16 protein-coding genes and 2 pseudogenes are annotated in these 21,494 nt (G+C 66.4%); 15 read left to right on the top strand and 3 right to left on the bottom strand.

Going from position 1 to position 21,494, the window contains the following annotated elements:
* From A5791_RS05650 to rplL, 4 genes and pseudogenes are all read left to right on the top strand, one after another.
* Nucleotides 1-408, top strand: a pseudogene (locus A5791_RS05650) (hypothetical protein); the annotation flags it as partial.
* The gene (locus tag A5791_RS05645; protein WP_067232497.1) at nucleotides 408-1,343 is read left to right on the top strand and encodes an ROK family protein; all 936 of its coding nucleotides are present in this window, start codon (nucleotides 408-410) and stop codon (nucleotides 1,341-1,343) included. The pseudogene A5791_RS05650 and the gene A5791_RS05645, both read left to right, overlap by 1 nt.
* A 239-nt stretch (nucleotides 1,344-1,582) precedes the next feature.
* Nucleotides 1,583-2,170: a 50S ribosomal protein L10 gene (gene rplJ, locus A5791_RS05640; protein WP_067232494.1), complete on the top strand. Its 588-nt coding sequence runs from the start codon at nucleotides 1,583-1,585 to the stop codon at nucleotides 2,168-2,170.
* 41 nt (nucleotides 2,171-2,211) lie between these two features.
* Nucleotides 2,212-2,604 carry a 50S ribosomal protein L7/L12 gene (gene rplL / locus A5791_RS05635; protein ID WP_067232489.1) on the top strand — a complete coding sequence of 131 codons (393 nt, stop codon included), beginning with the start codon at nucleotides 2,212-2,214 and terminating at the stop codon, nucleotides 2,602-2,604.
* Between the two features lie 52 nt (nucleotides 2,605-2,656).
* On the opposite strand, the gene A5791_RS05630 is transcribed toward rplL, so the two are convergent.
* Nucleotides 2,657-3,328, bottom strand: a complete 672-nt coding sequence (locus tag A5791_RS05630) for a TetR/AcrR family transcriptional regulator (protein ID WP_197504605.1) — start codon at nucleotides 3,326-3,328, stop codon at nucleotides 2,657-2,659.
* Between the two features lie 86 nt (nucleotides 3,329-3,414).
* Here A5791_RS05630 and A5791_RS05625 point away from each other — a divergent pair, with 86 nt between their 5' ends.
* The 10 genes from A5791_RS05625 to A5791_RS05580 all read left to right on the top strand — a co-directional run bounded on the left by A5791_RS05625 (nucleotide 3,415) and on the right by A5791_RS05580 (nucleotide 20,155).
* A complete protein-coding gene (locus A5791_RS05625) occupies nucleotides 3,415-4,920 on the top strand; it encodes a carotenoid oxygenase family protein (protein WP_067232487.1) in 1,506 nt (501 codons plus the stop codon).
* Nucleotides 4,921-5,094: 174 nt separating this feature from the next.
* A complete protein-coding gene (locus A5791_RS05620; RefSeq protein WP_067232483.1) occupies nucleotides 5,095-6,105 on the top strand; it encodes an ABC transporter ATP-binding protein in 1,011 nt (336 codons plus the stop codon).
* A gap of 526 nt (nucleotides 6,106-6,631) precedes the next feature.
* On the top strand, nucleotides 6,632-10,144 hold the full coding sequence (locus A5791_RS05615) for a DNA-directed RNA polymerase subunit beta (RefSeq protein WP_156661016.1): 3,513 nt from the start codon (nucleotides 6,632-6,634) through the stop codon (nucleotides 10,142-10,144).
* Nucleotides 10,145-10,203: 59 nt separating this feature from the next.
* Nucleotides 10,204-14,154, top strand: coding sequence for a DNA-directed RNA polymerase subunit beta' (locus A5791_RS05610; protein WP_067232477.1), 3,951 nt, complete (start codon nucleotides 10,204-10,206; stop codon nucleotides 14,152-14,154).
* A gap of 141 nt (nucleotides 14,155-14,295) precedes the next feature.
* Nucleotides 14,296-15,183 carry a hypothetical protein gene (locus A5791_RS05605; RefSeq protein ID WP_197504604.1) on the top strand — a complete coding sequence of 296 codons (888 nt, stop codon included), beginning with the start codon at nucleotides 14,296-14,298 and terminating at the stop codon, nucleotides 15,181-15,183.
* Between the two features lie 87 nt (nucleotides 15,184-15,270).
* Entirely contained in the window at nucleotides 15,271-16,023 is a 753-nt protein-coding gene (locus tag A5791_RS05600; protein ID WP_067232501.1) for a deoxyribonuclease IV, read from the top strand.
* Between the two features lie 50 nt (nucleotides 16,024-16,073).
* Complete coding sequence (locus tag A5791_RS05595; protein WP_067232472.1) at nucleotides 16,074-17,705, top strand: acyl-CoA dehydrogenase family protein; 1,632 nt, start codon at nucleotides 16,074-16,076, stop codon at nucleotides 17,703-17,705.
* Nucleotides 17,702-18,640: a crotonase/enoyl-CoA hydratase family protein gene (locus tag A5791_RS05590; RefSeq protein ID WP_067232469.1), complete on the top strand. Its 939-nt coding sequence runs from the start codon at nucleotides 17,702-17,704 to the stop codon at nucleotides 18,638-18,640. Before A5791_RS05595 ends, A5791_RS05590 begins: the two co-directional genes overlap by 4 nt.
* Nucleotides 18,641-18,644: 4 nt before the next feature.
* The gene (locus tag A5791_RS05585; RefSeq protein WP_067232466.1) at nucleotides 18,645-19,391 is read left to right on the top strand and encodes a PaaX family transcriptional regulator C-terminal domain-containing protein; all 747 of its coding nucleotides are present in this window, start codon (nucleotides 18,645-18,647) and stop codon (nucleotides 19,389-19,391) included.
* Entirely contained in the window at nucleotides 19,388-20,155 is a 768-nt protein-coding gene (locus A5791_RS05580; protein ID WP_067232463.1) for a crotonase/enoyl-CoA hydratase family protein, read from the top strand. The genes A5791_RS05585 and A5791_RS05580 overlap by 4 nt, the downstream gene beginning before the upstream one ends.
* Here A5791_RS05580 and A5791_RS05575 read toward each other — a convergent pair.
* Both A5791_RS05575 and A5791_RS05570 read right to left on the bottom strand, forming a co-directional pair.
* Complete coding sequence (locus A5791_RS05575) at nucleotides 20,152-20,664, bottom strand: DUF3060 domain-containing protein (RefSeq protein WP_067232460.1); 513 nt, start codon at nucleotides 20,662-20,664, stop codon at nucleotides 20,152-20,154. The two genes, A5791_RS05580 and A5791_RS05575, sit on opposite strands and share 4 nt — an antisense overlap.
* 65 nt (nucleotides 20,665-20,729) lie before the next feature.
* Entirely contained in the window at nucleotides 20,730-21,107 is a 378-nt protein-coding gene (locus A5791_RS05570; RefSeq protein ID WP_067232457.1) for a DUF3060 domain-containing protein, read from the bottom strand.
* 215 nt (nucleotides 21,108-21,322) lie between these two features.
* Here A5791_RS05570 and A5791_RS05565 point away from each other — a divergent pair.
* A pseudogene (locus tag A5791_RS05565) lies at nucleotides 21,323-21,494 on the top strand (TetR/AcrR family transcriptional regulator); the annotation flags it as partial.

Raw genomic sequence — 21,494 nt, 5'->3', positions numbered from 1 at the left:
GTCGGGATCAGTTGGGTCAGCCAGCGGCGGAGCTGCCGGCCCTCACTGGTGCCGCTCGCCGGCAGCGTGGCCGCGGCGGTGTTGGCCGACCCGCGTGCGCGGGCGTTGTTCGCAGCCGTCACCGCGGATGTCGAGGTGTCCGACGACGACGTCGCCGACTACCACGCTCGCAACCCACTCCGGTTCGCCCCGCCTCGGCCCGTCCCGCACGGCTGGCGTGCGCCGGCAGACAACGAACCGCCACTGCAGGAGGTGCGGACGGCGATCGCCGAGCATCTGCGCGGCGCCGCGCGCCGGCGCGCCTTCCGGATGTGGCTCGACGCGCGCCGCGCCGCGCTGGTCCAGCTCGCTCCCGGCTATGAGCATCCCGGTGACCCGCGCCAGCCCGACAACACTCACCGGCACTGATGCCCATCCTTTGCTTGGACATCGGCGGCACCAAGATCGCGGCCGGCCTGGCCGAGCCCAGCGGCGCGCTGGTATACACCGCTACCTTGCCAACGCCGGTATCCGAGGGCGCCGACGCGGTCTGGGCCGCGGTCGCCGCGATGGTCACCGACGCGTTGAGCGCGGCCGGGGGCGCGGTGAGTGCCGTTGGTATCGCAGCAGCCGGACCCGTCGACCTGGACAGCGGAACCGTCAGCCCGATCAACATCGGCTGCTGGCGCGGATTTCCGTTGCGCGACCGCGTGGCGGCCCTGATCCCCGGCGTCCCGGTGCGGCTCGGCGGCGACGGCGTATGCATGGCGCTCGGCGAGCACTGGCTCGGCGCCGGTCGGCGGGCGCGCTTCCTGCTGGGCATGGTGGTGTCCACCGGGGTGGGCGGCGGATTGGTGCTCGACGGCGCCCCGTACGACGGCCGCACCGGAAACGCCGGCCACGTGGGTCACGTGGTGGTCGAACCGGATGGCCGGCGGTGCTCGTGCGGTGGCCGGGGCTGCGTCGAGACCGTCGCCTCCGGCCCGTCGATGGCGCGCTGGGCCCGCGACCACGGCTGGTCCGCGCCGCCGAGCGCGGGCGCCAAGGAACTTGCCGAGGCCGCGGCGCGCGGAGATGCGTTGGGGCTGGCTGCTTTTCGCCGGGGCGGCACCGCGCTGGCGGCGATGATCGCGTCGGTGGCGGCGGTGTGCGACCTGGACCTCGTCGTCATCGGCGGGGGAGTGGCCAAGTCCGGCGACCTGCTCTTCGGCCCACTGCGGGCGGCGTTGTCCGACTACGCCGGGCTGAGCTTTGTGTCCGGGGTCCGTGTGATGCCGGCCGAACTGGGCAGCGAGGCCGGGCTGGTCGGCGCCGCCCGGCTCGCGGCGCTCAGCCGCCCGCCGCTCGGTGACCGTTTTGGGTGATGGCAAGCGGCCGCGCTATGGTGGTCACCGATCCACCGAAGACCGTCGGTCACCGAGAAATCGGTTGAAGGTCCGGGAACATCCCGGCGGCCCACGCAGGAGGACGAGGCAGCAACGCCGGCGCGCGCCGGCGTACCCCAACGCCCCGGCCACTTCTGCGCCGGGGCGTTCGTCGTTTCCCGGGCTGGCCGCACCTTCGGTGGCCGACAGACGACAGAAGTCCACCGTAGGAGGCATGCATGGCCAGGGCTGACAAGGCCACCGCCGTCGCGGAAATCGCAGAGCAGTTCAGGGCCTCGAGCGCCAGCCTGATCACCGAATATCGTGGTCTGACGGTGTCGAACCTGGCCGAGCTGCGCAGGTCGCTGGGCGATTCGGCCACCTACGCCGTCGCCAAGAACACGCTGATCAAGCGCGCGGCCTCGGAAGCCGGTATCGATGGCCTCGACGAGCTGTTCGCCGGCCCGACGGCCATCGCGTTCGTCACCGGCGAGGCGGTCGACGCGGCCAAGGCCATCAAGACCTTCGCCAAGGAGCACAAGGCGCTGGTCATCAAGGGCGGCTACATGGACGGCCACGCGCTGACCGTCGCCGAAGTCGAGCGCATCGCCGATCTGGAGTCCCGCGAGGTGTTGCTGGCCAAACTGGCCGGCGCGATGAAGGGCAACCTCGCCAAGGCGGCCGGCCTGTTCAATGCACCGGCATCGCAAATGGCCCGGCTGCTGGCCGCTCTTCAAGAAAAGAAGCCCGCCGATGCTGCGGCCCCAGCGGCCGCCGCCGAGGCACCGGCTGACGCTCCGGCCGCGGAATCAGCTGCAGCGGAATAACCCACCCACCCCAAATCCCAGAATCAGGAAGGACCCACATCATGGCAAAGCTCTCCAGCGACGAGCTGCTCGACGCGTTCAAGGAAATGACCTTGTTGGAGCTGTCGGACTTCGTCAAGAAGTTCGAGGAGACCTTCGAGGTCACCGCGGCCGCACCGGTCGCTGTCGCCGCCGCGGGCGCGGCCGCGGCGGGCGGCGCGGCCGAGGCCGCCGAGGAGCAGTCCGAGTTCGACGTGATCCTCGAGGCCGCCGGCGACAAGAAGATCGGCGTCATCAAGGTTGTCCGGGAGATCGTTTCCGGCCTGGGTCTCAAGGAGGCCAAGGACCTGGTCGACAGCGCACCCAAGCCGCTGTTGGAGAAGGTCGCCAAGGAAGCCGCCGACGAGGCCAAGGCCAAGCTCGAGGCTGCCGGCGCCAGCGTCACCGTCAAGTAGTCGGCTCAGCGGGGGCACCGCCGCTCGGCGAACGGGCGGTCGGTGCCCCTGCTCACGCAGACATCGCCGACAGTGCGGACTGTCGCACCCGCTCGGGCGAATCTCCCAGAGCCATCAGCAGATTCATGGTCATCGAGCCAAGCACCGGCCCGACGGCCGCGCCGTCGTCGCCGTAGTACCCGGCCAGTTCCAGCATCACGAACCCGTGTATCAATGCCCAGAACTGGGCAGCCGTGGCAACTACGCCGGCGGGGTCGACGCTGATCCGGCCCGCTGTCGTCGCCCTGTGCACCACCCGCACCACGTGCGCGAAGCTCGGGTGATGCTGTTCGACCTCGTCTAGCGACAGGGTCAGGACATTGCGCACGGGTGCGTTGATGCCATGCGCGCTGGTGCTGCCGAACATCAGCCGATACATGTGTGGCCGTTCGGTGGCGTAGCGGCGGTATGCGGTGCCGATGGTCAGCAAGTCGGCGACCGGGTCGGCGGTCTGCGGCACGGTCAGGGCGGCGTCGAATTGCCGCAGGCCCTCCTCGGCGACCTCGGCGATCAGCCCGCGCATGCCGCCGAAATGCGTGTACACCGCCATCGTCGAGGTTCCGGCGGCGCCGGCCACCTTGCGGGTCTGCAGCGCGTCGGGCCCGTGGTCGTTCAGCAGGCCGACGGCAGCGTGCAGCATGTCGTCGCGAACGCTGCGAACGCTTGCTTGGCTCTCCGAAGTCATCCTTGCCATCTTCTCATCGGCGGCGTACGGTTCCAATAACGCTGTAATAACAATGTTATGAGGCCGAACCGCAGAGGAGCTCGGAGATGACGTCCGTACAGACCGCCGAAACCCGAAACCCGTATCTCGAAGGCTTCCTCGCGCCGGTCAGCGCCGAGGTGACAGCGACCGACCTGCCGGTGACGGGCCACATCCCCGAACACCTCGACGGACGCTATCTGCGCAACGGCCCAAACCCCGTCGCGGAGGTGGACCCGGCCATCTACCACTGGTTCACCGGCGACGGCATGGTGCACGGTGTCGCGCTGAAGGAAGGCAAGGCCTGCTGGTACCGCAACCGCTGGGTGCGCAGCCCGGTGGTGCGCGCCGCGCTCGGCGAGCCACCCGCGAGCGTCCGCAACCCACGTGCCGGAATGCAGTCGCTGGGGGCCAATACCAGCGTGCTCAGTCATGCCGGTCGCACGCTGGCGCTAGTCGAAGGGGGCGTCGCCAACTACGAACTCACCGACGAACTCGACACCGTCGGCCCCTGCGATTTCGACGGCACTTTGACCGGCGGCTACACCGCCCACCCGCACCGCGACCCGCGCACCGGGGAGCTGCACGCGGTGTCCTACTCGTTCGCCCGAGGCCGAACCGTGCAGTACTCGGTGATCGACACCAACGGCCGGGCCCGCCGCACCGTCGACATCGCGGTGTCGGGATCGCCGATGATGCACGACTTCTCGCTGACCGACAAGTATGTGGTGCTCTACGACCTGCCGGTGACCTTCGACCCGATGCAGGTGTTGCCGCTGACTATGCCGCACTGGCTGCAACTGCCCGCCAGGCTGGTGCTGCAGTCGGTGATCGGGCGGGTCCGGATACCCGGGCCGATCACCGCGCTGGCCAACCGCGACGAGCGCCCCTCCCACCGAATGCCGTACGCCTGGAACCCGAATTACCCGGCGCGCATCGGGGTCATGCCCCGCGAAGGCGCCAACCGTGACGTGCGCTGGTTCGACATCGAACCCTGCTACGTCTACCACCCGCTCAACGCGTACACGGAGATGCGAAACGGCTCAGAGGTTCTGGTCCTGGATGTGGTGCGGTACTCGCGGATGTTCGACCGTGACCGGCGCGGTCCCCTCGAGACCACGCCCATGCTGGACCGCTGGACCGTCAATCTGGCGACCGGGGCGGTGACCACCGAACGCCGTGACGACCGTGCACAGGAGTTCCCGCGGATCAACGAGACGTTGCTGGGTGGCCGGCACCGGTTCGGCTACACCGTCGGTGTCCAGGGCGAGTTCGACGACTCGAGCACCGGCCGCCCGATGGAGACCGCGCTGTACAAGCACGACTACGCGACCGGATCGAGTTCGATCGCTCCGTTGGACCCGGACCTGTGGATCGGCGAGATGTCGTTCGTGCCGAACCCGGGTGAGAATGCCGAAGACGACGGCATCCTCATGGGTTACGGCTACCACCGCGGCCGCGACGAGGGCCAACTACTGCTGCTCGATGCCCAGACGCTGGAGTCGGTTGCCACCGTTCATTTGCCGCAGCGGGTCCCGGGAGGCTTCCACGGCAACTGGGCGCCCACCGCTTGACGTGCGCCGACCAGCGGTAACGGTGATAATGGATCAGACGAACGATCTATCGAAAGACGGTTATCTGGCGAATATCAACCGCAACCCTGATATGTGGCCGCGGCGGTAAGCTACAGTGACTCAAGCCACACAATGGGGCAGGTGGGGCCACGCGCGTCGACGGAAGGATTCCCCATGGGCGTCAGCATCGAGGTCAACAACCTGACGAAGTCGTTCGGTTCCTCGAGGATTTGGGAAGACGTTACGCTTACCATCCCCGCCGGGGAGGTCAGCGTGTTGCTGGGGCCGTCGGGTACCGGCAAGTCGGTGTTTTTGAAGTCGTTGATCGGCCTGCTGCGACCGGAACGCGGCTCGATCATCATCGACGGTACCGACATCATCGAGTGCTCGGCCAAGGAGCTCTACGAGATCCGGACGTTGTTCGGCGTGCTGTTCCAGGACGGCGCGCTGTTCGGCTCGATGAACCTCTTCGACAACACCGCGTTCCCGTTGCGTGAGCACACCAAGAAGAAGGAAAGCGAGATCCGTGACATCGTCATGGAGAAGCTGCAGCTGGTCGGCCTCGGGGGGGACGAGAAGAAGTTCCCCGGCGAGATTTCCGGTGGTATGCGCAAGCGTGCCGGCCTGGCCCGGGCCCTGGTTCTGGACCCGCAGATCATCCTCTGCGACGAGCCCGACTCCGGTTTGGACCCGGTCCGTACCGCGTACCTCAGCCAGCTGATCATGGACATCAACGCCCAGATCGACGCGACCATTCTCATCGTGACGCACAACATCAACATCGCCCGCACGGTGCCGGACAACATGGGCATGTTGTTCCGCAAGCACCTGGTCATGTTCGGCCCGCGCGAAGTGCTACTGACCAGCGACGAGCCCGTCGTGCGGCAGTTCCTCAACGGCCGCCGTATCGGGCCGATCGGCATGTCCGAGGAGAAGGACGAGAGCACGATGGCCGAAGAGCAGGCCATGGTCGACGCCGGCCAGCACGCCGGTGGTGTGGAGGACATCGAGGGCGTGCCGCCGCAGATTCAGGCGACGCCGGGCATGCCCGAGCGCAAAGCGGTCGCTCGTCGTCAGGCCCGGGTTCGTGAGATGCTGCACACCCTGCCCAAGAGCGCCCAGGCGGCAATTCTCGACGACCTCGAGGGCACTCACAAGCTGCACTCGAGCCAGTTCGGCGGCTGAACCGCCCAACCAAAGCCACGGCCGGGGACCTCCAAGTCCCCGGCCGTGGCTTTTGACTCAGTGCGTCCCTAAACCCGCAGCGGCGCGTTGCTCCTGCCCGTAACCGTCCATCCAGGCCATTTCATGTGAACTTGGCGCAACTTGCCGCCCCGCACCTCTTGACGACGGGACGTAAACGGGTCAATCTGTTGGGCAGCATGTGTCCAAGGTGTTCCAGGGGTCAGTCCAGATTGCCAGCCAGCGCTAGGCGCCCCGGGGACGTTTGGCATGGGTAGTTGAGGAATGCGCGGTCCTGCGCTATTGTTGGACGTTGCGCTGGCTACTTCCTGCCCACCTCACAATCGCCACTTGACACTGTGGTCCTAGCCTGAGCCCCCTTCTGTGGCCCAGCTAGTTAGTTGCGCGCGTGAGACCCGGACAGATCGTCCGCCAGCCTGATTAACACAATTGTCGCGGCGAACAGGACCCGTGGGCATCCGCTCTCTGGGGATCTCGTGAGTCGCACGAGGTGCTGGAAGGATGCATCTTGGCAGATTTCCGCCAGAGCAAGACAGACCAGAGTCGCCCAAGTTCCTCTAACAGCGGAAGTTCCTCTAACAGCTCCGTGCCCGGAGCACCCGATCGGATTTCCTTCGCCAAGCTCCGCGAACCGCTCGAAGTTCCGGGGCTTCTCGACGTTCAGACCGACTCGTTCGAGTGGCTGATCGGCTCGCCGCGGTGGCGCGAGACCGCCGCCGCGCGCGGCGAGGTCAAGGCGATGGGCGGCCTGGAAGAGGTGCTCTACGAGCTGTCGCCCATCGAGGACTTCTCCGGCTCGATGTCGCTGTCTTTCTCCGATCCACGGTTCGACGAAGTCAAGGCACCGGTCGACGAGTGCAAGGACAAGGACATCACGTACGCGGCTCCGCTGTTCGTGACGGCCGAGTTCATCAACAACAACACCGGCGAGATCAAGAGCCAGACGGTGTTCATGGGCGACTTCCCGATGATGACCGAGAAGGGCACGTTCATCATCAACGGCACCGAGCGTGTCGTCGTCAGCCAGCTGGTCCGTTCGCCGGGCGTGTACTTCGACGAGACCATCGACAAGTCCACCGAGAAGACGCTGCACAGCGTCAAGGTGATCCCCAGCCGGGGTGCCTGGCTGGAGTTCGACGTCGACAAGCGCGACACCGTCGGTGTGCGTATCGACCGCAAGCGCCGGCAGCCGGTCACCGTGCTGCTCAAGGCGCTGGGCTGGACCAACGAGCAGATCCACGAGCGGTTCGGCTTCTCCGAGATCATGATGTCGACGCTGGAGAAGGACAACACCGTCGGCACCGACGAGGCGCTGCTGGACATCTACCGCAAGCTGCGTCCGGGCGAGCCGCCGACGAAGGAGTCCGCGCAGACCCTGCTGGAGAACCTCTTCTTCAAGGAGAAGCGCTACGACCTGGCCCGGGTGGGCCGCTACAAGGTCAACAAGAAGCTCGGGCTGCACGCCGGTGAGCCGATCACCAGCTCGACGCTGACCGAAGAGGACGTCGTCGCCACCATCGAGTACCTGGTCCGCCTGCACGAGGGTCAGACCACGATGACCGCCCCGGGCGGCGTCGAGGTGCCGGTGGAGACCGACGACATCGACCACTTCGGTAACCGTCGGCTGCGCACGGTGGGCGAGCTGATCCAGAACCAGATCCGGGTCGGAATGTCCAGGATGGAGCGGGTGGTCCGGGAGCGGATGACCACGCAGGACGTCGAGGCGATCACGCCGCAGACGCTGATCAACATCCGCCCGGTGGTCGCCGCCATCAAGGAGTTCTTCGGGACCAGCCAGCTGTCGCAGTTCATGGACCAGAACAACCCGCTGTCGGGTCTGACTCACAAGCGCCGTCTTTCGGCGCTGGGGCCGGGCGGTCTGTCCCGTGAGCGCGCCGGGCTGGAAGTCCGCGACGTGCACCCGTCGCACTACGGCCGGATGTGCCCGATCGAGACCCCGGAAGGTCCGAACATCGGTCTGATCGGCTCGCTGTCGGTGTACGCGCGGGTCAACCCGTTCGGGTTCATCGAGACGCCTTATCGGAAGGTTGTGGACGGGGTCGTTTCAGACGAGATCCACTACCTGACGGCCGACGAGGAGGACCGCCACGTCGTGGCGCAGGCCAACTCGCCGATCGATGCAGAGGGCCGGTTCGTCGAGGCGCGTGTCCTGGTCCGCCGCAAGGCGGGCGAGGTGGAGTACGTGCCCTCGTCCGAGGTGGACTACATGGACGTCTCGCCGCGCCAGATGGTGTCGGTCGCGACGGCGATGATTCCGTTCCTCGAGCACGACGACGCCAACCGTGCCCTGATGGGCGCCAACATGCAGCGCCAGGCGGTTCCGCTGGTGCGCAGCGAGGCGCCACTGGTGGGCACCGGGATGGAGTTGCGCGCGGCGATCGACGCCGGCGACGTCGTCGTCGCCGAGGAGAGCGGCGTCATCGAGGAGGTGTCGGCCGACTACATCACCGTCATGCACGACACCGGCACCCGACGCACCTACCGGATGCGCAAGTTCGCCCGGTCCAACCACGGAACGTGCGCCAACCAGTGCCCGATCGTGGACGCCGGGGACCGGGTCGAGGCCGGCCAGGTCATCGCCGACGGTCCCTGCACCGACAACGGCGAGATGGCGCTGGGCAAGAACCTGCTGGTGGCGATCATGCCGTGGGAGGGTCACAACTACGAGGACGCGATCATCCTCTCCAACCGTTTGGTCGAAGAGGACGTGCTCACCTCGATCCACATCGAAGAGCACGAAATCGATGCGCGTGACACCAAGCTGGGCGCCGAGGAGATCACCCGGGACATCCCGAACGTCTCCGACGAGGTGCTGGCCGACCTGGACGAGCGCGGCATCGTGCGCATCGGCGCCGAGGTTCGCGACGGCGACATCCTGGTCGGAAAGGTCACTCCGAAGGGGGAGACCGAGCTGACGCCGGAGGAGCGGCTGCTGCGGGCGATCTTCGGCGAGAAGGCCCGCGAGGTCCGCGACACCTCCCTGAAGGTGCCGCACGGCGAGTCCGGCAAGGTGATCGGCATCCGGGTGTTCTCGCGTGAGGACGACGACGAGCTGTCGGCCGGGGTCAACGAGCTGGTTCGGGTGTACGTGGCCCAGAAGCGCAAGATCTCCGACGGCGACAAGCTGGCCGGACGGCATGGCAACAAGGGCGTGATCGGCAAGATTCTGCCGGTCGAGGACATGCCGTTCCTGCCGGACGGCACCCCGGTGGACATCATCCTGAACACCCACGGTGTGCCGCGACGGATGAACATCGGGCAGATCCTGGAAACCCACCTGGGTTGGTGCGCCCACAGCGGCTGGAATATCGACGGTTCGCCGGACTGGGCGGCCAGCCTGCCCGACGCGTTGCTGAGCGCCGAGCCGAACCAGATCGTGTCGACTCCGGTGTTCGACGGCGCCAAGGAAGAGGAGCTGCAGGGCCTGCTTTCGGCCACGCTGCCCAACCGCGACGGCGACGTCCTGGTGGACGGCGACGGCAAGGCGGTGCTGTTCGACGGCCGCAGTGGCGAGCCCTTCCCGTACCCGGTGACGGTTGGCTACATGTACATCATGAAGCTGCACCACCTGGTGGACGACAAGATCCACGCCCGCTCCACCGGCCCGTACTCGATGATCACCCAGCAGCCGCTGGGTGGTAAGGCGCAGTTCGGTGGTCAGCGGTTCGGTGAGATGGAGTGCTGGGCCATGCAGGCCTACGGCGCCGCGTACACGCTGCAGGAGCTGTTGACCATCAAGTCCGACGACACCGTCGGCCGGGTCAAGGTCTACGAGGCGATCGTCAAGGGCGAGAACATTCCGGAGCCCGGTATTCCCGAGTCGTTCAAGGTGTTGCTCAAGGAGCTGCAGTCACTGTGCCTCAACGTCGAGGTGCTGTCGTCCGACGGCGCGGCGATCGAGCTGCGCGAGGGCGAGGACGAGGACTTGGAGCGTGCCGCGGCAAACCTCGGAATCAACTTGTCGCGCAACGAATCTGCGTCTGTCGAGGACTTGGCTTAAATCGCGGCACAGCCGCGGTGCTTAACGGTTACTAAACCCGCAAGGGGAAAGGGAGTTACGTGTTAGACGTCAACTTCTTCGATGAACTTCGCATTGGCCTGGCCACCGCGGAGGACATCCGGCAATGGTCTTACGGCGAGGTCAAGAAGCCCGAGACCATCAACTACCGCACGCTGAAGCCGGAGAAGGACGGCCTGTTCTGCGAGAAGATCTTCGGACCGACTCGCGACTGGGAGTGCTACTGCGGCAAGTACAAGCGGGTCCGGTTCAAGGGCATCATCTGTGAGCGCTGTGGTGTCGAGGTCACTCGCGCCAAGGTGCGCCGTGAGCGGATGGGTCACATCGAGCTGGCCGCACCCGTCACGCACATCTGGTACTTCAAGGGTGTGCCGTCGCGGTTGGGCTATCTGCTGGACCTGGCCCCGAAGGATCTCGAGAAGATCATCTACTTCGCCGCCTACGTCATCACCTCGGTCGACGAGGAGATGCGGCACAACGAGCTCTCGACGCTCGAGGCCGAAATGGTGGTGGAGCGCAAGGCCGTTGAGGATCAGCGCGACGCCGAGCTGGAGGCACGCGCGCAGAAGCTGGAGGCAGACCTCGCCGAGCTGGAGGCCGAGGGCGCCAAGGCCGACGCGAAGCGCAAGGTCCGTGACGGAGGCGAGCGCGAGATGCGCCAGCTGCGCGACCGCGCGCAGCGTGAGCTGGACCGCTTGGAGGACATCTGGAGCACCTTCACCAAGCTGGCCCCCAAGCAGCTGATCGTCGACGAGAACCTGTACCGCGAGCTCGTCGACCGCTACGGCGAGTACTTCACCGGCGCCATGGGTGCGGAGTCGATCCAGAAGCTGATCGAGAACTTCGACATCGACGCCGAGGCCGACTCGCTGCGTGAGGTCATCCGAAGTGGCAAGGGGCAGAAGAAGCTTCGCGCGCTGAAGCGGCTGAAGGTGGTTGCCGCCTTCCAGCAGTCGGGCAACTCGCCGATGGGCATGGTGCTCGACGCCGTCCCGGTGATCCCGCCGGAATTGCGCCCGATGGTGCAGCTCGACGGTGGGCGGTTCGCCACGTCGGACCTCAACGACCTGTACCGCCGCGTGATCAACCGCAACAACCGGCTCAAGAGGCTAATCGACCTCGGCGCGCCGGAGATCATCGTCAACAACGAGAAGCGGATGCTGCAGGAATCCGTGGATGCGTTGTTCGACAATGGCCGTCGCGGCCGGCCCGTCACCGGGCCGGGCAACCGTCCGCTGAAGTCGCTTTCCGATCTGCTCAAGGGCAAGCAGGGCCGGTTCCGCCAGAACCTGCTCGGTAAGCGTGTCGACTACTCGGGCCGTTCGGTCATCGTGGTCGGCCCGCAGCTCAAGCTGCACCAGTGCGGTCTGCCCAAGCTGATGGCACTCGAGCTGTTCAAGCCGTTCGTGATGAAGCGGCTGGTGGACCTCAACCACGCGCAGAACATCAAGAGCGCCAAGCGAATGGTGGAGCGTCAGCGTCCGCAGGTATGGGACGTCCTCGAAGAGGTTATCGCCGAGCACCCGGTGCTGTTGAACCGCGCGCCCACCCTGCACCGGCTGGGCATTCAGGCTTTCGAGCCAATGCTGGTGGAAGGCAAGGCGATTCAGCTGCACCCGTTGGTCTGTGAGGCGTTCAACGCCGACTTCGACGGCGACCAGATGGCGGTGCACCTGCCGCTGAGCGCCGAGGCGCAGGCCGAGGCGCGCATCCTGATGCTGTCGTCCAACAACATCCTGTCGCCGGCGTCGGGCCGTCCGCTGGCCATGCCGCGACTGGACATGGTGACCGGCCTGTACTACCTGACCACCGAGGTCGACGGCGACAAAGGTGAGTACCAGCCCGCAGGCAAGGACACTCCCGAGTCGGGCGTGTACTCGTCGCCGGCCGAGGCGATCATGGCAGCCGACCGCGGGGTGCTGTCGGTGCGCGCCAAGATCAAGGTGCGGCTGACCCAACTGCGTCCGCCGGCTGACATCGAGACCGAGCTGTTCGGCCAGAACGGTTGGCAGCCGGGCGATGCGTGGACGGCCGAGACCACGCTGGGCCGGGTGATGTTCAACGAGCTGCTGCCGCTGGGCTATTCGTTCGTCAACAAGCAGATGCACAAGAAGGTGCAGGCTGCCATCATCAACGACCTGGCCGAGCGCTACCCGATGATCGTCGTGGCGCAGACGGTCGACAAGCTGAAGGACGCCGGTTTCTACTGGGCGACCCGAAGCGGTGTGACGGTCTCGATGGCCGACGTGTTGGTTCCGCCGCGTAAGAAGGAGATTCTCGACCATTACGAGGAGCGGGCCGACAAGGTCGAAAAGCAGTTCCAGCGTGGTGCTTTGAACCACGACGAGCGCAACGAGGCGCTGGTGGAGATCTGGAAGGAAGCCACCGACGAGGTCGGTCAGGCGCTGCGCGACCACTACCCGGTCGACAACCCGATCATCACGATCGTCGACTCCGGTGCCACGGGTAACTTCACGCAGACCCGGACGCTGGCCGGCATGAAGGGTCTGGTGACCAACCCGAAGGGTGAGTTCATCCCGCGTCCGGTCAAGTCTTCGTTCCGTGAGGGCCTGACCGTGCTGGAGTACTTCATCAACACCCACGGCGCTCGAAAGGGCTTGGCGGACACCGCATTGCGTACCGCGGACTCGGGCTATCTGACCCGGCGTCTGGTGGACGTGTCGCAGGACGTCATCGTGCGCGAGCACGATTGCGAGACCGAGCGCGGCATCCTCGTCGAGTTGGCCGAGCGTCAGGCCGACGGAAGCCTGATCCGCGACCCGTACATCGAAACGTCAGCGTACGCAAGGACTTTGGGCACCGACGCGGTCGACGAGGCCGGCAAGGTCGTCGTCGCGCGCGGCGAGGACCTGGGTGACCCGGAGATCGACGCCCTGCTGGCCGCGGGCATCACGCAGGTGAAGGTGCGTTCGGTGCTGACCTGCACCACCGGCACCGGGGTCTGCGCGACCTGCTACGGGCGGTCCATGGCCACCGGCAAACTGGTCGACATCGGCGAGGCCGTCGGCATCGTCGCCGCCCAGTCCATCGGTGAGCCCGGCACGCAGCTGACCATGCGTACCTTCCACCAGGGTGGTGTCGGTGAGGACATCACCGGCGGTCTGCCGCGTGTGCAGGAGCTGTTCGAGGCCCGCGTCCCGCGTGGCAAGGCGCCCATTGCCGACGTCACCGGTCGTGTGCGTCTCGAGGACGGTGAGCGCTTCTACAAGATCACCATCGTTCCCGACGACGGCGGCGAGGAAGTCGTCTACGACAAGCTGTCGAAGCGGCAGCGGCTGCGCGTGTTCAAGCACGAGGACGGCTCCGAGCGCGTGCTCTCCGACGGCGACCACGTCGAGGTGGGTCAGCAGCTGATGGAAGGCTCGGCCGACCCGCACGAGGTGCTGCGTGTGCAGGGCCCGCGCGAGGTGCAGATCCACCTGGTCCGCGAGGTCCAGGAGGTCTACCGGGCGCAGGGTGTGTCGATCCACGACAAGCACATCGAGGTGATCGTGCGCCAGATGCTGCGCCGGGTCACCATCATCGATTCGGGAGCGACGGAGTTCCTGCCCGGCTCGCTGATCGACCGTGCGGAGTTCGAGGCGGAGAACCGCAGGGTGGTGGCCGAGGGCGGGGAGCCCGCCGCCGGCCGTCCGGTGCTGATGGGGATCACGAAGGCGTCGCTGGCCACCGACTCGTGGCTGAGTGCGGCGTCGTTCCAGGAGACCACGCGAGTGCTGACCGATGCGGCGATCAACTGCCGCAGCGACAAGCTCAACGGTCTGAAGGAGAACGTGATCATCGGAAAGCTGATCCCGGCCGGTACCGGTATCAACCGTTACCGCAACATCCAGGTGCAGCCGACCGAGGAAGCCCGAGCGGCGGCGTACACGATCCCGTCGTACGAGGATCAGTACTACAGCCCGGACTTCGGCCAGGCCACCGGTGCCGCCGTTCCGCTGGACGACTACGGCTACAGCGACTACCGGTAGGTTTAGTCCCGCGAGCACTTTCCCTCGCGAGCAGACGCAGAATCGCACGATCCGACCACGGATCGTGCGATTCTGCGTCTTGTGGGCGTCCGTTTCACAGGGTGGCTGGCCAATTTCCGGTAGGACCCGCATGCTCCGAGCGTGCATCCCGATGCCGTAACAATGCTCGCCGAGGCCGGCGGATTCGCCACTACCGCGCAGTTGCTCACTCTGCTGTCTCGTCAGGAACTCGACGTCCAGGTGAAGAAAGGCGGTCTCATCCGGGTCTGGTACGGCGTTTACGCTGCAGCTGAACCGGACCTGTTGGGCCGGCTGCGGGCACTCGACCTGTTCATGGGACGTCACGCGGTGGCATGTATGGGGACTGCCGCTGCGTTGTACGGCTTTGATACCGAGAACACTTCGCGCGTGCACGTTCTCGATCCGGGCATCCGGATGCGACCGTCGACCAAGCTCATGGTGCATCAGCGAAGCGGCGCGCCGCTGCGGCGAGTCGAGGGCCGACTGGCCACCGCGCCGGCCTGGACCGTGATCGAGGTTGCGCGGACGTTGCGAAGGCCACGCGCTTTGGCGACGCTCGATGCGGCGTTGCGTATAAGCGCTTGCACCGCAGGCGAATTGCATGCGGCCATCCGCGAACAGAAGGGCCGTCGCGGCATCGTCAAAGTCCGGCAGCTGATCGGTTACGCAGATGGTCGCGCCGAGTCACCGATGGAAAGCGAAGCGCGGCTGGTCTTCATCGACGGCGGATTACCGATGCCGGAACTGCAGTACGAGATCGTGGACCGCCGCGGTAAGCGCTGGCGAGTCGACTTTGCGTGGCCGCAGGCAAGGGTCGTCGCCGAATACGACAGTCTGCAATGGCACATGGGGCCCGATGCGCTGCTCCACGACCGGCTGAAAACTGCCCGGCTGCAGGAATGTGGGTGGACGATCGTCCCGATGACGGTCGACGACATTCGAGGCGATCCGTTCGGCTTGACGATCCGCATCAACGGCGAGCTCTCGACGCCGCGCTTGGCAGGTTGAGTTACCGCGCGAGCAGACGCAGAATCGCGCGTTCAGACGCCGAATCGTGCGATTCTGCGTCTGCTCGCCATGGGTAAACTGGCCGACGTGCTTATCGGTTCGCATGTCCACCAAGACGATCCGCTGGCCGCAGCCCAGGCAGACGGCGCCGACGTGGTGCAGTTCTTCCTCGGCAACCCGCAGAGCTGGAAAAAGCCCAAGCCGCGCGACGATGCGGAGACGCTGAAGGCGTCCCCCATGCCGCTGTACGTCCACGCGCCATATCTGATCAACGTCGCGTCGGCCAACAACCGTATCCGGATCCCGTCGCGCAAGATCCTGCAGGACACCTGCGACGCGGCCGCGGAAATCAACGCGACCGCGGTGATCGTGCACGGCGGCCACGCCGACGACGACGACATGGAGGCCGGCTTCGAGCGGTGGGTCAAGGCGCTGAAGTACTTGGAAACCGATGTGCAGGTATATCTGGAAAACACCGCCGGCGGGGACCACGCGATGGCCCGCCACTTCGACACCATCGGCCGGCTGTGGGATCACATCGGCGACAGCGGCATCGGCTTCTGCCTGGACACCTGCCACGCCTGGGCGGCGGGCGAAAAGCTTGTCGACGCCGTCGACCGGATCAAGGCCCTGACCGGCCGCATCGACCTCGTGCACTGCAACGACTCGCGCGACGCGGCCGGATCGGGCGCGGACCGCCATGCCAACTTCGGCACCGGTCAGATCGACCCTGACCTGCTGGTGGCCGTCGTCAAGGCGGCCGATGCGCCGGTGATCTGCGAAACCGCCGACGAGGGCCGCAAGGACGATATCGCCTTCCTGCGGGAAAACACGACCTGACGGGCATTACATCCCTTGTGCGGTTGTCGGAGAAATGTAATATCGACACCATGCCAGATACCCATGTCGTCACCAATCAGGTTCCACCGCTGGAGAACCACAATCCCGCGTCTTCCGCGGTCCTCGTCGAAGCCCTGATCCGCGAGGGCGGTCAGTGGGGGCTGGACGAGGTGAACGAGCTCGGAGCTATCAACGGCAGCCATCAGGCCGAGCACTGGGGCGAACTCGCCGACCGGAACCGGCCCATCCTGCACACCCACGACCAGTACGGACACCGGGTCGACGAGGTGGAGTTCGACCCCGCCTACCACGAGCTCATGCGCACCGCGATCGGCCACGGGCTGCACGCCGCGCCCTGGGCCGACGAGCGGCCGGGTTCGCACGTGGTACGGGCCGCCAAGACATCGGTGTGGACGGTCGAGCCGGGGCACGTCTGCCCCATCTCGATGACCTATGCCGTGGTGCCGGCGCTGCGCCACAATCCCGAGCTGGCAGCCGTCTACGAGCCGTTGCTGACCAGCCGCGAATACGACCCCGAGCTCAAGCTGGCCACCACCAAAGCCGGCATCACCGCGGGCATGTCGATGACCGAGAAGCAGGGCGGATCCGACGTGCGCGCCGGCACCACCCAGGCCAACGGCCCCAATTCTGATGGCAGCTACAGCCTGACCGGCCACAAATGGTTCACCTCGGCGCCGATGTGCGACATCTTCCTGGTGCTCGCGCAAACCCCAAAAGGGTTGTCGTGCTTCATGTTGCCGCGAATCCTGCCCGACGGCACCCGCAACCGGATGTTCCTGCAGCGGCTCAAGGACAAACTGGGCAACCATGCCAACGCGTCCAGCGAGGTCGAATACGACGGTGCCACCGCATGGCTGGTGGGCGAGGAGGGCCGAGGCGTCCCGACCATCATCGAGATGGTCAACCTCACCCGGCTGGACTGCACCCTGGGCAGTGCCACCAGCATGCGCACCGGCCTGACCCGCGCCATTCACCACGCCCAGCACCGAAAGGCGTTCGGCGCCTACCTGATTGACCAGCCGCTGATGCGCAACGTGCTGGCCGACCTGGCGGTCGAGGCCGAGGCCGCCACGATCGTCGCGATGCGGATGGCCGGCGCCACCGACAAGGCGGTACGCGGCGACCAACGAGAAGCCCTGCTGCGTCGCATCGGCTTGGCGGCCAGCAAGTACTGGGTGTGCAAACGTTCTACCCCGCACGCCGCCGAAGCGCTGGAGTGCCTGGGCGGCAACGGATATGTCGAAGACTCCGGCATGCCGCGCCTGTACCGTGAGGCGCCGCTGATGGGCATCTGGGAGGGCTCGGGAAACGTCAGTGCGCTCGATACCTTGCGCGCCATGGCAACTCGGCCCGAATGCGTCGAGGTGCTGTTCGACGAACTGGCCACCAGCGCTGGGCAGGACGCCCGGCTGGACAGCCACGTCGAGAAGCTGCGGCCCCAGCTGGCCGACCTGGAGACCATCCAATACCGCGCCCGCAAGGTCGCCGAGGACATCTGCCTGGCGCTGCAGGGGTCGCTGCTGGTGCGGCACGGACATCCCGCCGTCGCCGAGGCGTTTTTGGCCACCCGGCTCGGCGGCCAGTGGGGCGGGGCGTTCGGCACCATGCCGGCCGGCCTGGATCTCGCGCCGATCCTGGAACGCGCGATGGTCAAAGGATGACGCACGCGATCAGGCCGGTCGACTTCGACAACCTGAAAACGATGACCTACGAGGTCACCGACCGGGTTGCGCGGATCACCTTCAACCGGCCGGAGAAAGGCAACGCGATCATCGCCGACACACCGCTGGAGCTGTCGGCGTTGGTGGAGCGCGCCGACGTAGACCCCGATGTGCACGTCATTTTGGTGTCCGGTCGCGGCGAGGGCTTCTGCGCCGGCTTCGACCTGAGCGCATACGCCGACGGCACCGGATCGGCCGGCGGCACAGGGGCATACCAGGGCACGGTGCTGGACGGTAAGACCCAGGCCGTCAACCACCTCCCGAACCAGCCGTGGGACCCGATGGTCGACTACCAGATGATGAGCCGCTTCGTGCGCGGGTTCTCCAGCCTGATGCACGCCGACAAGCCGACGGTGGTCAAGATCCACGGCTACTGCGTGGCCGGCGGCACCGACATCGCGCTGCACGCCGACCAGGTGATTGCCGCCGCCGATGCCAAGATCGGCTACCCGCCGACCCGGGTGTGGGGTGTGCCCGCGGCCGGGTTGTGGGCACACCGGCTGGGTGACCAGCGTGCCAAGCGCCTGCTGCTCACCGGCGACTGCATCACCGGCGCGCAGGCCGCCGAGTGGGGCCTGGCGGTCGAGGCTCCGGCTCCCGAAGACCTCGACGAGCGCACCGAGCGGCTGGTCCAGCGCATCGCGGCGGTGCCCGTCAACCAGCTGATCATGGTCAAGCTCGCGCTCAATTCCGCTCTGCTGCAGCAAGGTGTGGCCACCAGCAGAATGGTCAGCACCGTCTTCGACGGTGTCGCGCGGCACACGCCGGAGGGACACGCCTTCGTCGCCGACGCAGTCGAGCACGGCTTCCGCGACGCGGTCAAACACCGCGACGAGCCGTTCGGCGACTACGGCCGCAAAGCATCTCAGGTTTGACCCCATGCCTGCCATGACAGCCCGCTCGGTAGTGCTCAGCGTGCTGCTCGGCGCCCACCCCGCGTGCGCTACTGCCAGCGAATTGATCAGGCTCACAGCCGATTTCGGAATCAAGGAAACGACGTTGCGGGTCGCGCTGACGCGCATGGTCAGCGCCGGCGACCTGATCCGGTCCGCCGACGGCTATCGGCTGTCCGATCGATTGCTGGCCCGTCAGCGCCGCCAGGACCGAGCCATGCGCCCGCAGGAGCTTCCCTGGCACGGCGACTGGCTCATGCTGATCGTCACCAGCGTGGGCACCGACGCCCGCACTCGGGCCGCACTGCGAAACAGCATGCACCACAAGCGCTTCGGTGAACTGCGTGAAGGCGTGTGGCTGCGGCCCGACAACGTCGACCTCGAGCTGGACGACGAGGTGCAGGCGAGGGTACGGGTCCTGAAGGCGCACGACGACGAGCCCGCTCAGCTGGCCGGGCAGCTGTGGGACCTGTCCGGATGGGCTGACACCGGCGATCGGCTGCTCACCGAGATGGCCCGGGCCTCAGACATTCCCGGCCGCTTTGTGGTGGCCGCGGCAATAGTGCGCCACCTGCTCACCGACCCGATGCTGCCCGCGGAGCTGCTCCCGGGGAAGTGGCCCGGTGCCCGGCTGCGCGCTGCCTATCATGACTTCGCCACCGAACTGGCGGAGCGACGTAACGACGTGGAACAAAAAGACGGCGTGGAACAACAACTCGTGGAGGCGACATGACCGATCCGGTGCGAGTAGAGCGCAATGGCCCGGTGACCACGGTGATCATCAACCGGCCGGAAGCACGCAACGCCGTCAACCGCCCGACGGCCTCGGCGTTGTACACGGCATTCGACGAATTCGACCGCGACGACAGCGCATCGGTGGCGGTGCTCTGGGGCGAAGGCGGAACCTTCTGCGCGGGAGCCGATTTGAAGGCGTTCGGCACGCCGGAAGCCAATGCCGTGCATCGCGAGGGGCCCGGCCCGATGGGACCGTCGCGGATGGTGCTGTCCAAGCCGGTGATCGCCGCCGTCAGCGGCTACGCCGTCGCGGGAGGTCTGGAGCTGGCCGTGTGGTGCGACTTGCGGATAGCCGAGGAGGACGCCGTCTTCGGGGTGTTCTGCCGGCGCTGGGGCGTGCCGCTCATCGACGGCGGCACGGTGCGGCTGCCGCGGCTGATCGGGCAAAGCCGGGCGATGGACATGATCCTCACCGGTCGCGGGGTCAAGGCCGACGAGGCGCTGGCGATGGGGCTGGCAAACCGGGTGGTTCCCAAGGGCCAGGCGCGGCAGGCGGCCGAGGAGCTGGCGGCCCAACTGGCCGCACTGCCGCAGCAGTGCATGCGCTCCGACCGCCTGTCGGCCTTGCACCAATGGGGATTGCCGGAACCCCAAGCCATCGACGCCGAATTCGCCAGCATCTCGCGCGTCGCCGCCGAAGCCATGGCAGGTGCCGGACGGTTCGCCGCGGGCGCCGGGCGCCACGGCGCCCCGGAAGGTTAGCTCGGCCCGTTGATGGTGTTGCTCGAGCCGAGTTTGTCCACTTTCGGCTTGCCGTCTTTGTAGGTGATCGTGTTGTTCGCGCCGATCACCCTGAGCTTGTTGTCGATCTTGTCGAGGGTGATGTTGTTGCCCGTGCCCCCGATCGTCACCTCCGCGCAATGGCCCGTGACGGTCAGTGTGTTGTTGCTGCCGGCCACGTTCAGGTTCTTGCCGTCTTTGCAGTCAATGCTCGACGTGGTGCCCATCGACCCGTAGTTGATCGTGTTGCCGGTCTCGAAGGTCACGGTCGTGGTCGCGCTGCCGGACGATGTGGCCGATTCCGAGGTTCCGCTGCTCGCCGTCGTCGTTCCGGATGCGGAGGTGGTGCTCGCGCCGCTTGTCCCAGAGGTCGCCGCCGGCGGGTTGGCCGTCGAACCGCAGCCGGCCAGCCCGACGGCCGCCACAACGGCCGCGGACGCCGCGACCAGCCCGGCGAATCTGAGTGAGTCAGCAGTTCCATGGACGCGCATAGTTCCTCGATTCCTCGGTAGGGGTTGGGTTCTTACGAGGTATTGATGACTGTGATTGCGTTCCGTCAGGGGCCCACCCGTTGTAGCCGGTTGACCATCCCCAGTTCGCGGCCCCGGTCCCACAGGACTGGGTCGCCGCCGTGGAAGAACACCGTTTCGTCGTAGCCGTAGACCGTGATGTCGTGCGTGACGCTGTCCGCGATGATGGTGTTCGACGAGCCCATGACGGTCACCGCCCAGCAGTTTCCCTTCGCGGTGACGGTATTGAACGTGCCATTGACGATCAGTGTCGCGTCGCCGCAGTCCACTACCTGCTCGAGGCCTTCGCCGACCACGTGGGTATCGCCGTTCTTGGCGTGCGCGGCAGGTGGCGGGGCGGCCGCTGCGCCCGCAATCGCGATGGCACAGGCGCCGACCGGCCCGACGACAGCTGTCCACTTCATCGCCGGCCTCCTTTGCTCGGACATGATCCGCTCGACTGAGCCTACGTGCATTCACCTGCCCGGTAACAGAGTTGATTGCATTTACCGGGCCGTTTATCGCCATTTTTGTCCGCCCACCGTTATGGCACCGGCGTCGGGCAAGGTTGTCTCGCGCCCTCGTCAATTAGAGTCATTAGTTGATCTACAAACGGCCATCGGAATCGAAGGGCAATCGCATGGCAGCTCAGCCGGAACCGCCGTCGGCGGCCGGGCGCCAGCGTGCGGCTAAAGCGGGCGCGCGGCCGGCCAAGCTGAGCCGCGAGGGCATCGTCGAGGGCGCGCTGACCTTCCTCGACCGGGAAGGCTGGGATTCGCTGACCATCAATGCGCTGGCGACCCAGCTCGGGA

The organism is Mycobacterium sp. 852002-51163_SCH5372311 (assembly GCF_001667115.1).
Taxonomy (GTDB): domain Bacteria; phylum Actinomycetota; class Actinomycetes; order Mycobacteriales; family Mycobacteriaceae; genus Mycobacterium.
The sequence above is the reverse complement of the archived record's forward strand: the minus strand, read 5'-3'. Positions and strand labels throughout refer to the sequence as shown.

What these genes read in the sequence shown, in the direction of transcription:
- A5791_RS05570 (WP_067232457.1), bottom strand. Translation starts at nt 21,107, where the DNA reads ATGAAGTGGACAGCTGTCGTCGGGCCGGTCGGCGCCTGTGCCATCGCG.
- A5791_RS05585 (WP_067232466.1), top strand. Translation starts at nt 18,645, where the DNA reads ATGCCTGCCATGACAGCCCGCTCGGTAGTGCTCAGCGTGCTGCTCGGC.
- A5791_RS05575 (WP_067232460.1), bottom strand. Translation starts at nt 20,664, where the DNA reads ATGCGCGTCCATGGAACTGCTGACTCACTCAGATTCGCCGGGCTGGTC.
- A5791_RS05595 (WP_067232472.1), top strand. Translation starts at nt 16,074, where the DNA reads ATGCCAGATACCCATGTCGTCACCAATCAGGTTCCACCGCTGGAGAAC.
- rplL (WP_067232489.1), top strand. Translation starts at nt 2,212, where the DNA reads ATGGCAAAGCTCTCCAGCGACGAGCTGCTCGACGCGTTCAAGGAAATG.
- A5791_RS05630 (WP_197504605.1), bottom strand. Translation starts at nt 3,328, where the DNA reads ATGACTTCGGAGAGCCAAGCAAGCGTTCGCAGCGTTCGCGACGACATG.
- rplJ (WP_067232494.1), top strand. Translation starts at nt 1,583, where the DNA reads ATGGCCAGGGCTGACAAGGCCACCGCCGTCGCGGAAATCGCAGAGCAG.
- A5791_RS05625 (WP_067232487.1), top strand. Translation starts at nt 3,415, where the DNA reads ATGACGTCCGTACAGACCGCCGAAACCCGAAACCCGTATCTCGAAGGC.
- A5791_RS05620 (WP_067232483.1), top strand. Translation starts at nt 5,095, where the DNA reads ATGGGCGTCAGCATCGAGGTCAACAACCTGACGAAGTCGTTCGGTTCC.
- A5791_RS05580 (WP_067232463.1), top strand. Translation starts at nt 19,388, where the DNA reads ATGACCGATCCGGTGCGAGTAGAGCGCAATGGCCCGGTGACCACGGTG.
- A5791_RS05590 (WP_067232469.1), top strand. Translation starts at nt 17,702, where the DNA reads ATGACGCACGCGATCAGGCCGGTCGACTTCGACAACCTGAAAACGATG.
- A5791_RS05645 (WP_067232497.1), top strand. Translation starts at nt 408, where the DNA reads ATGCCCATCCTTTGCTTGGACATCGGCGGCACCAAGATCGCGGCCGGC.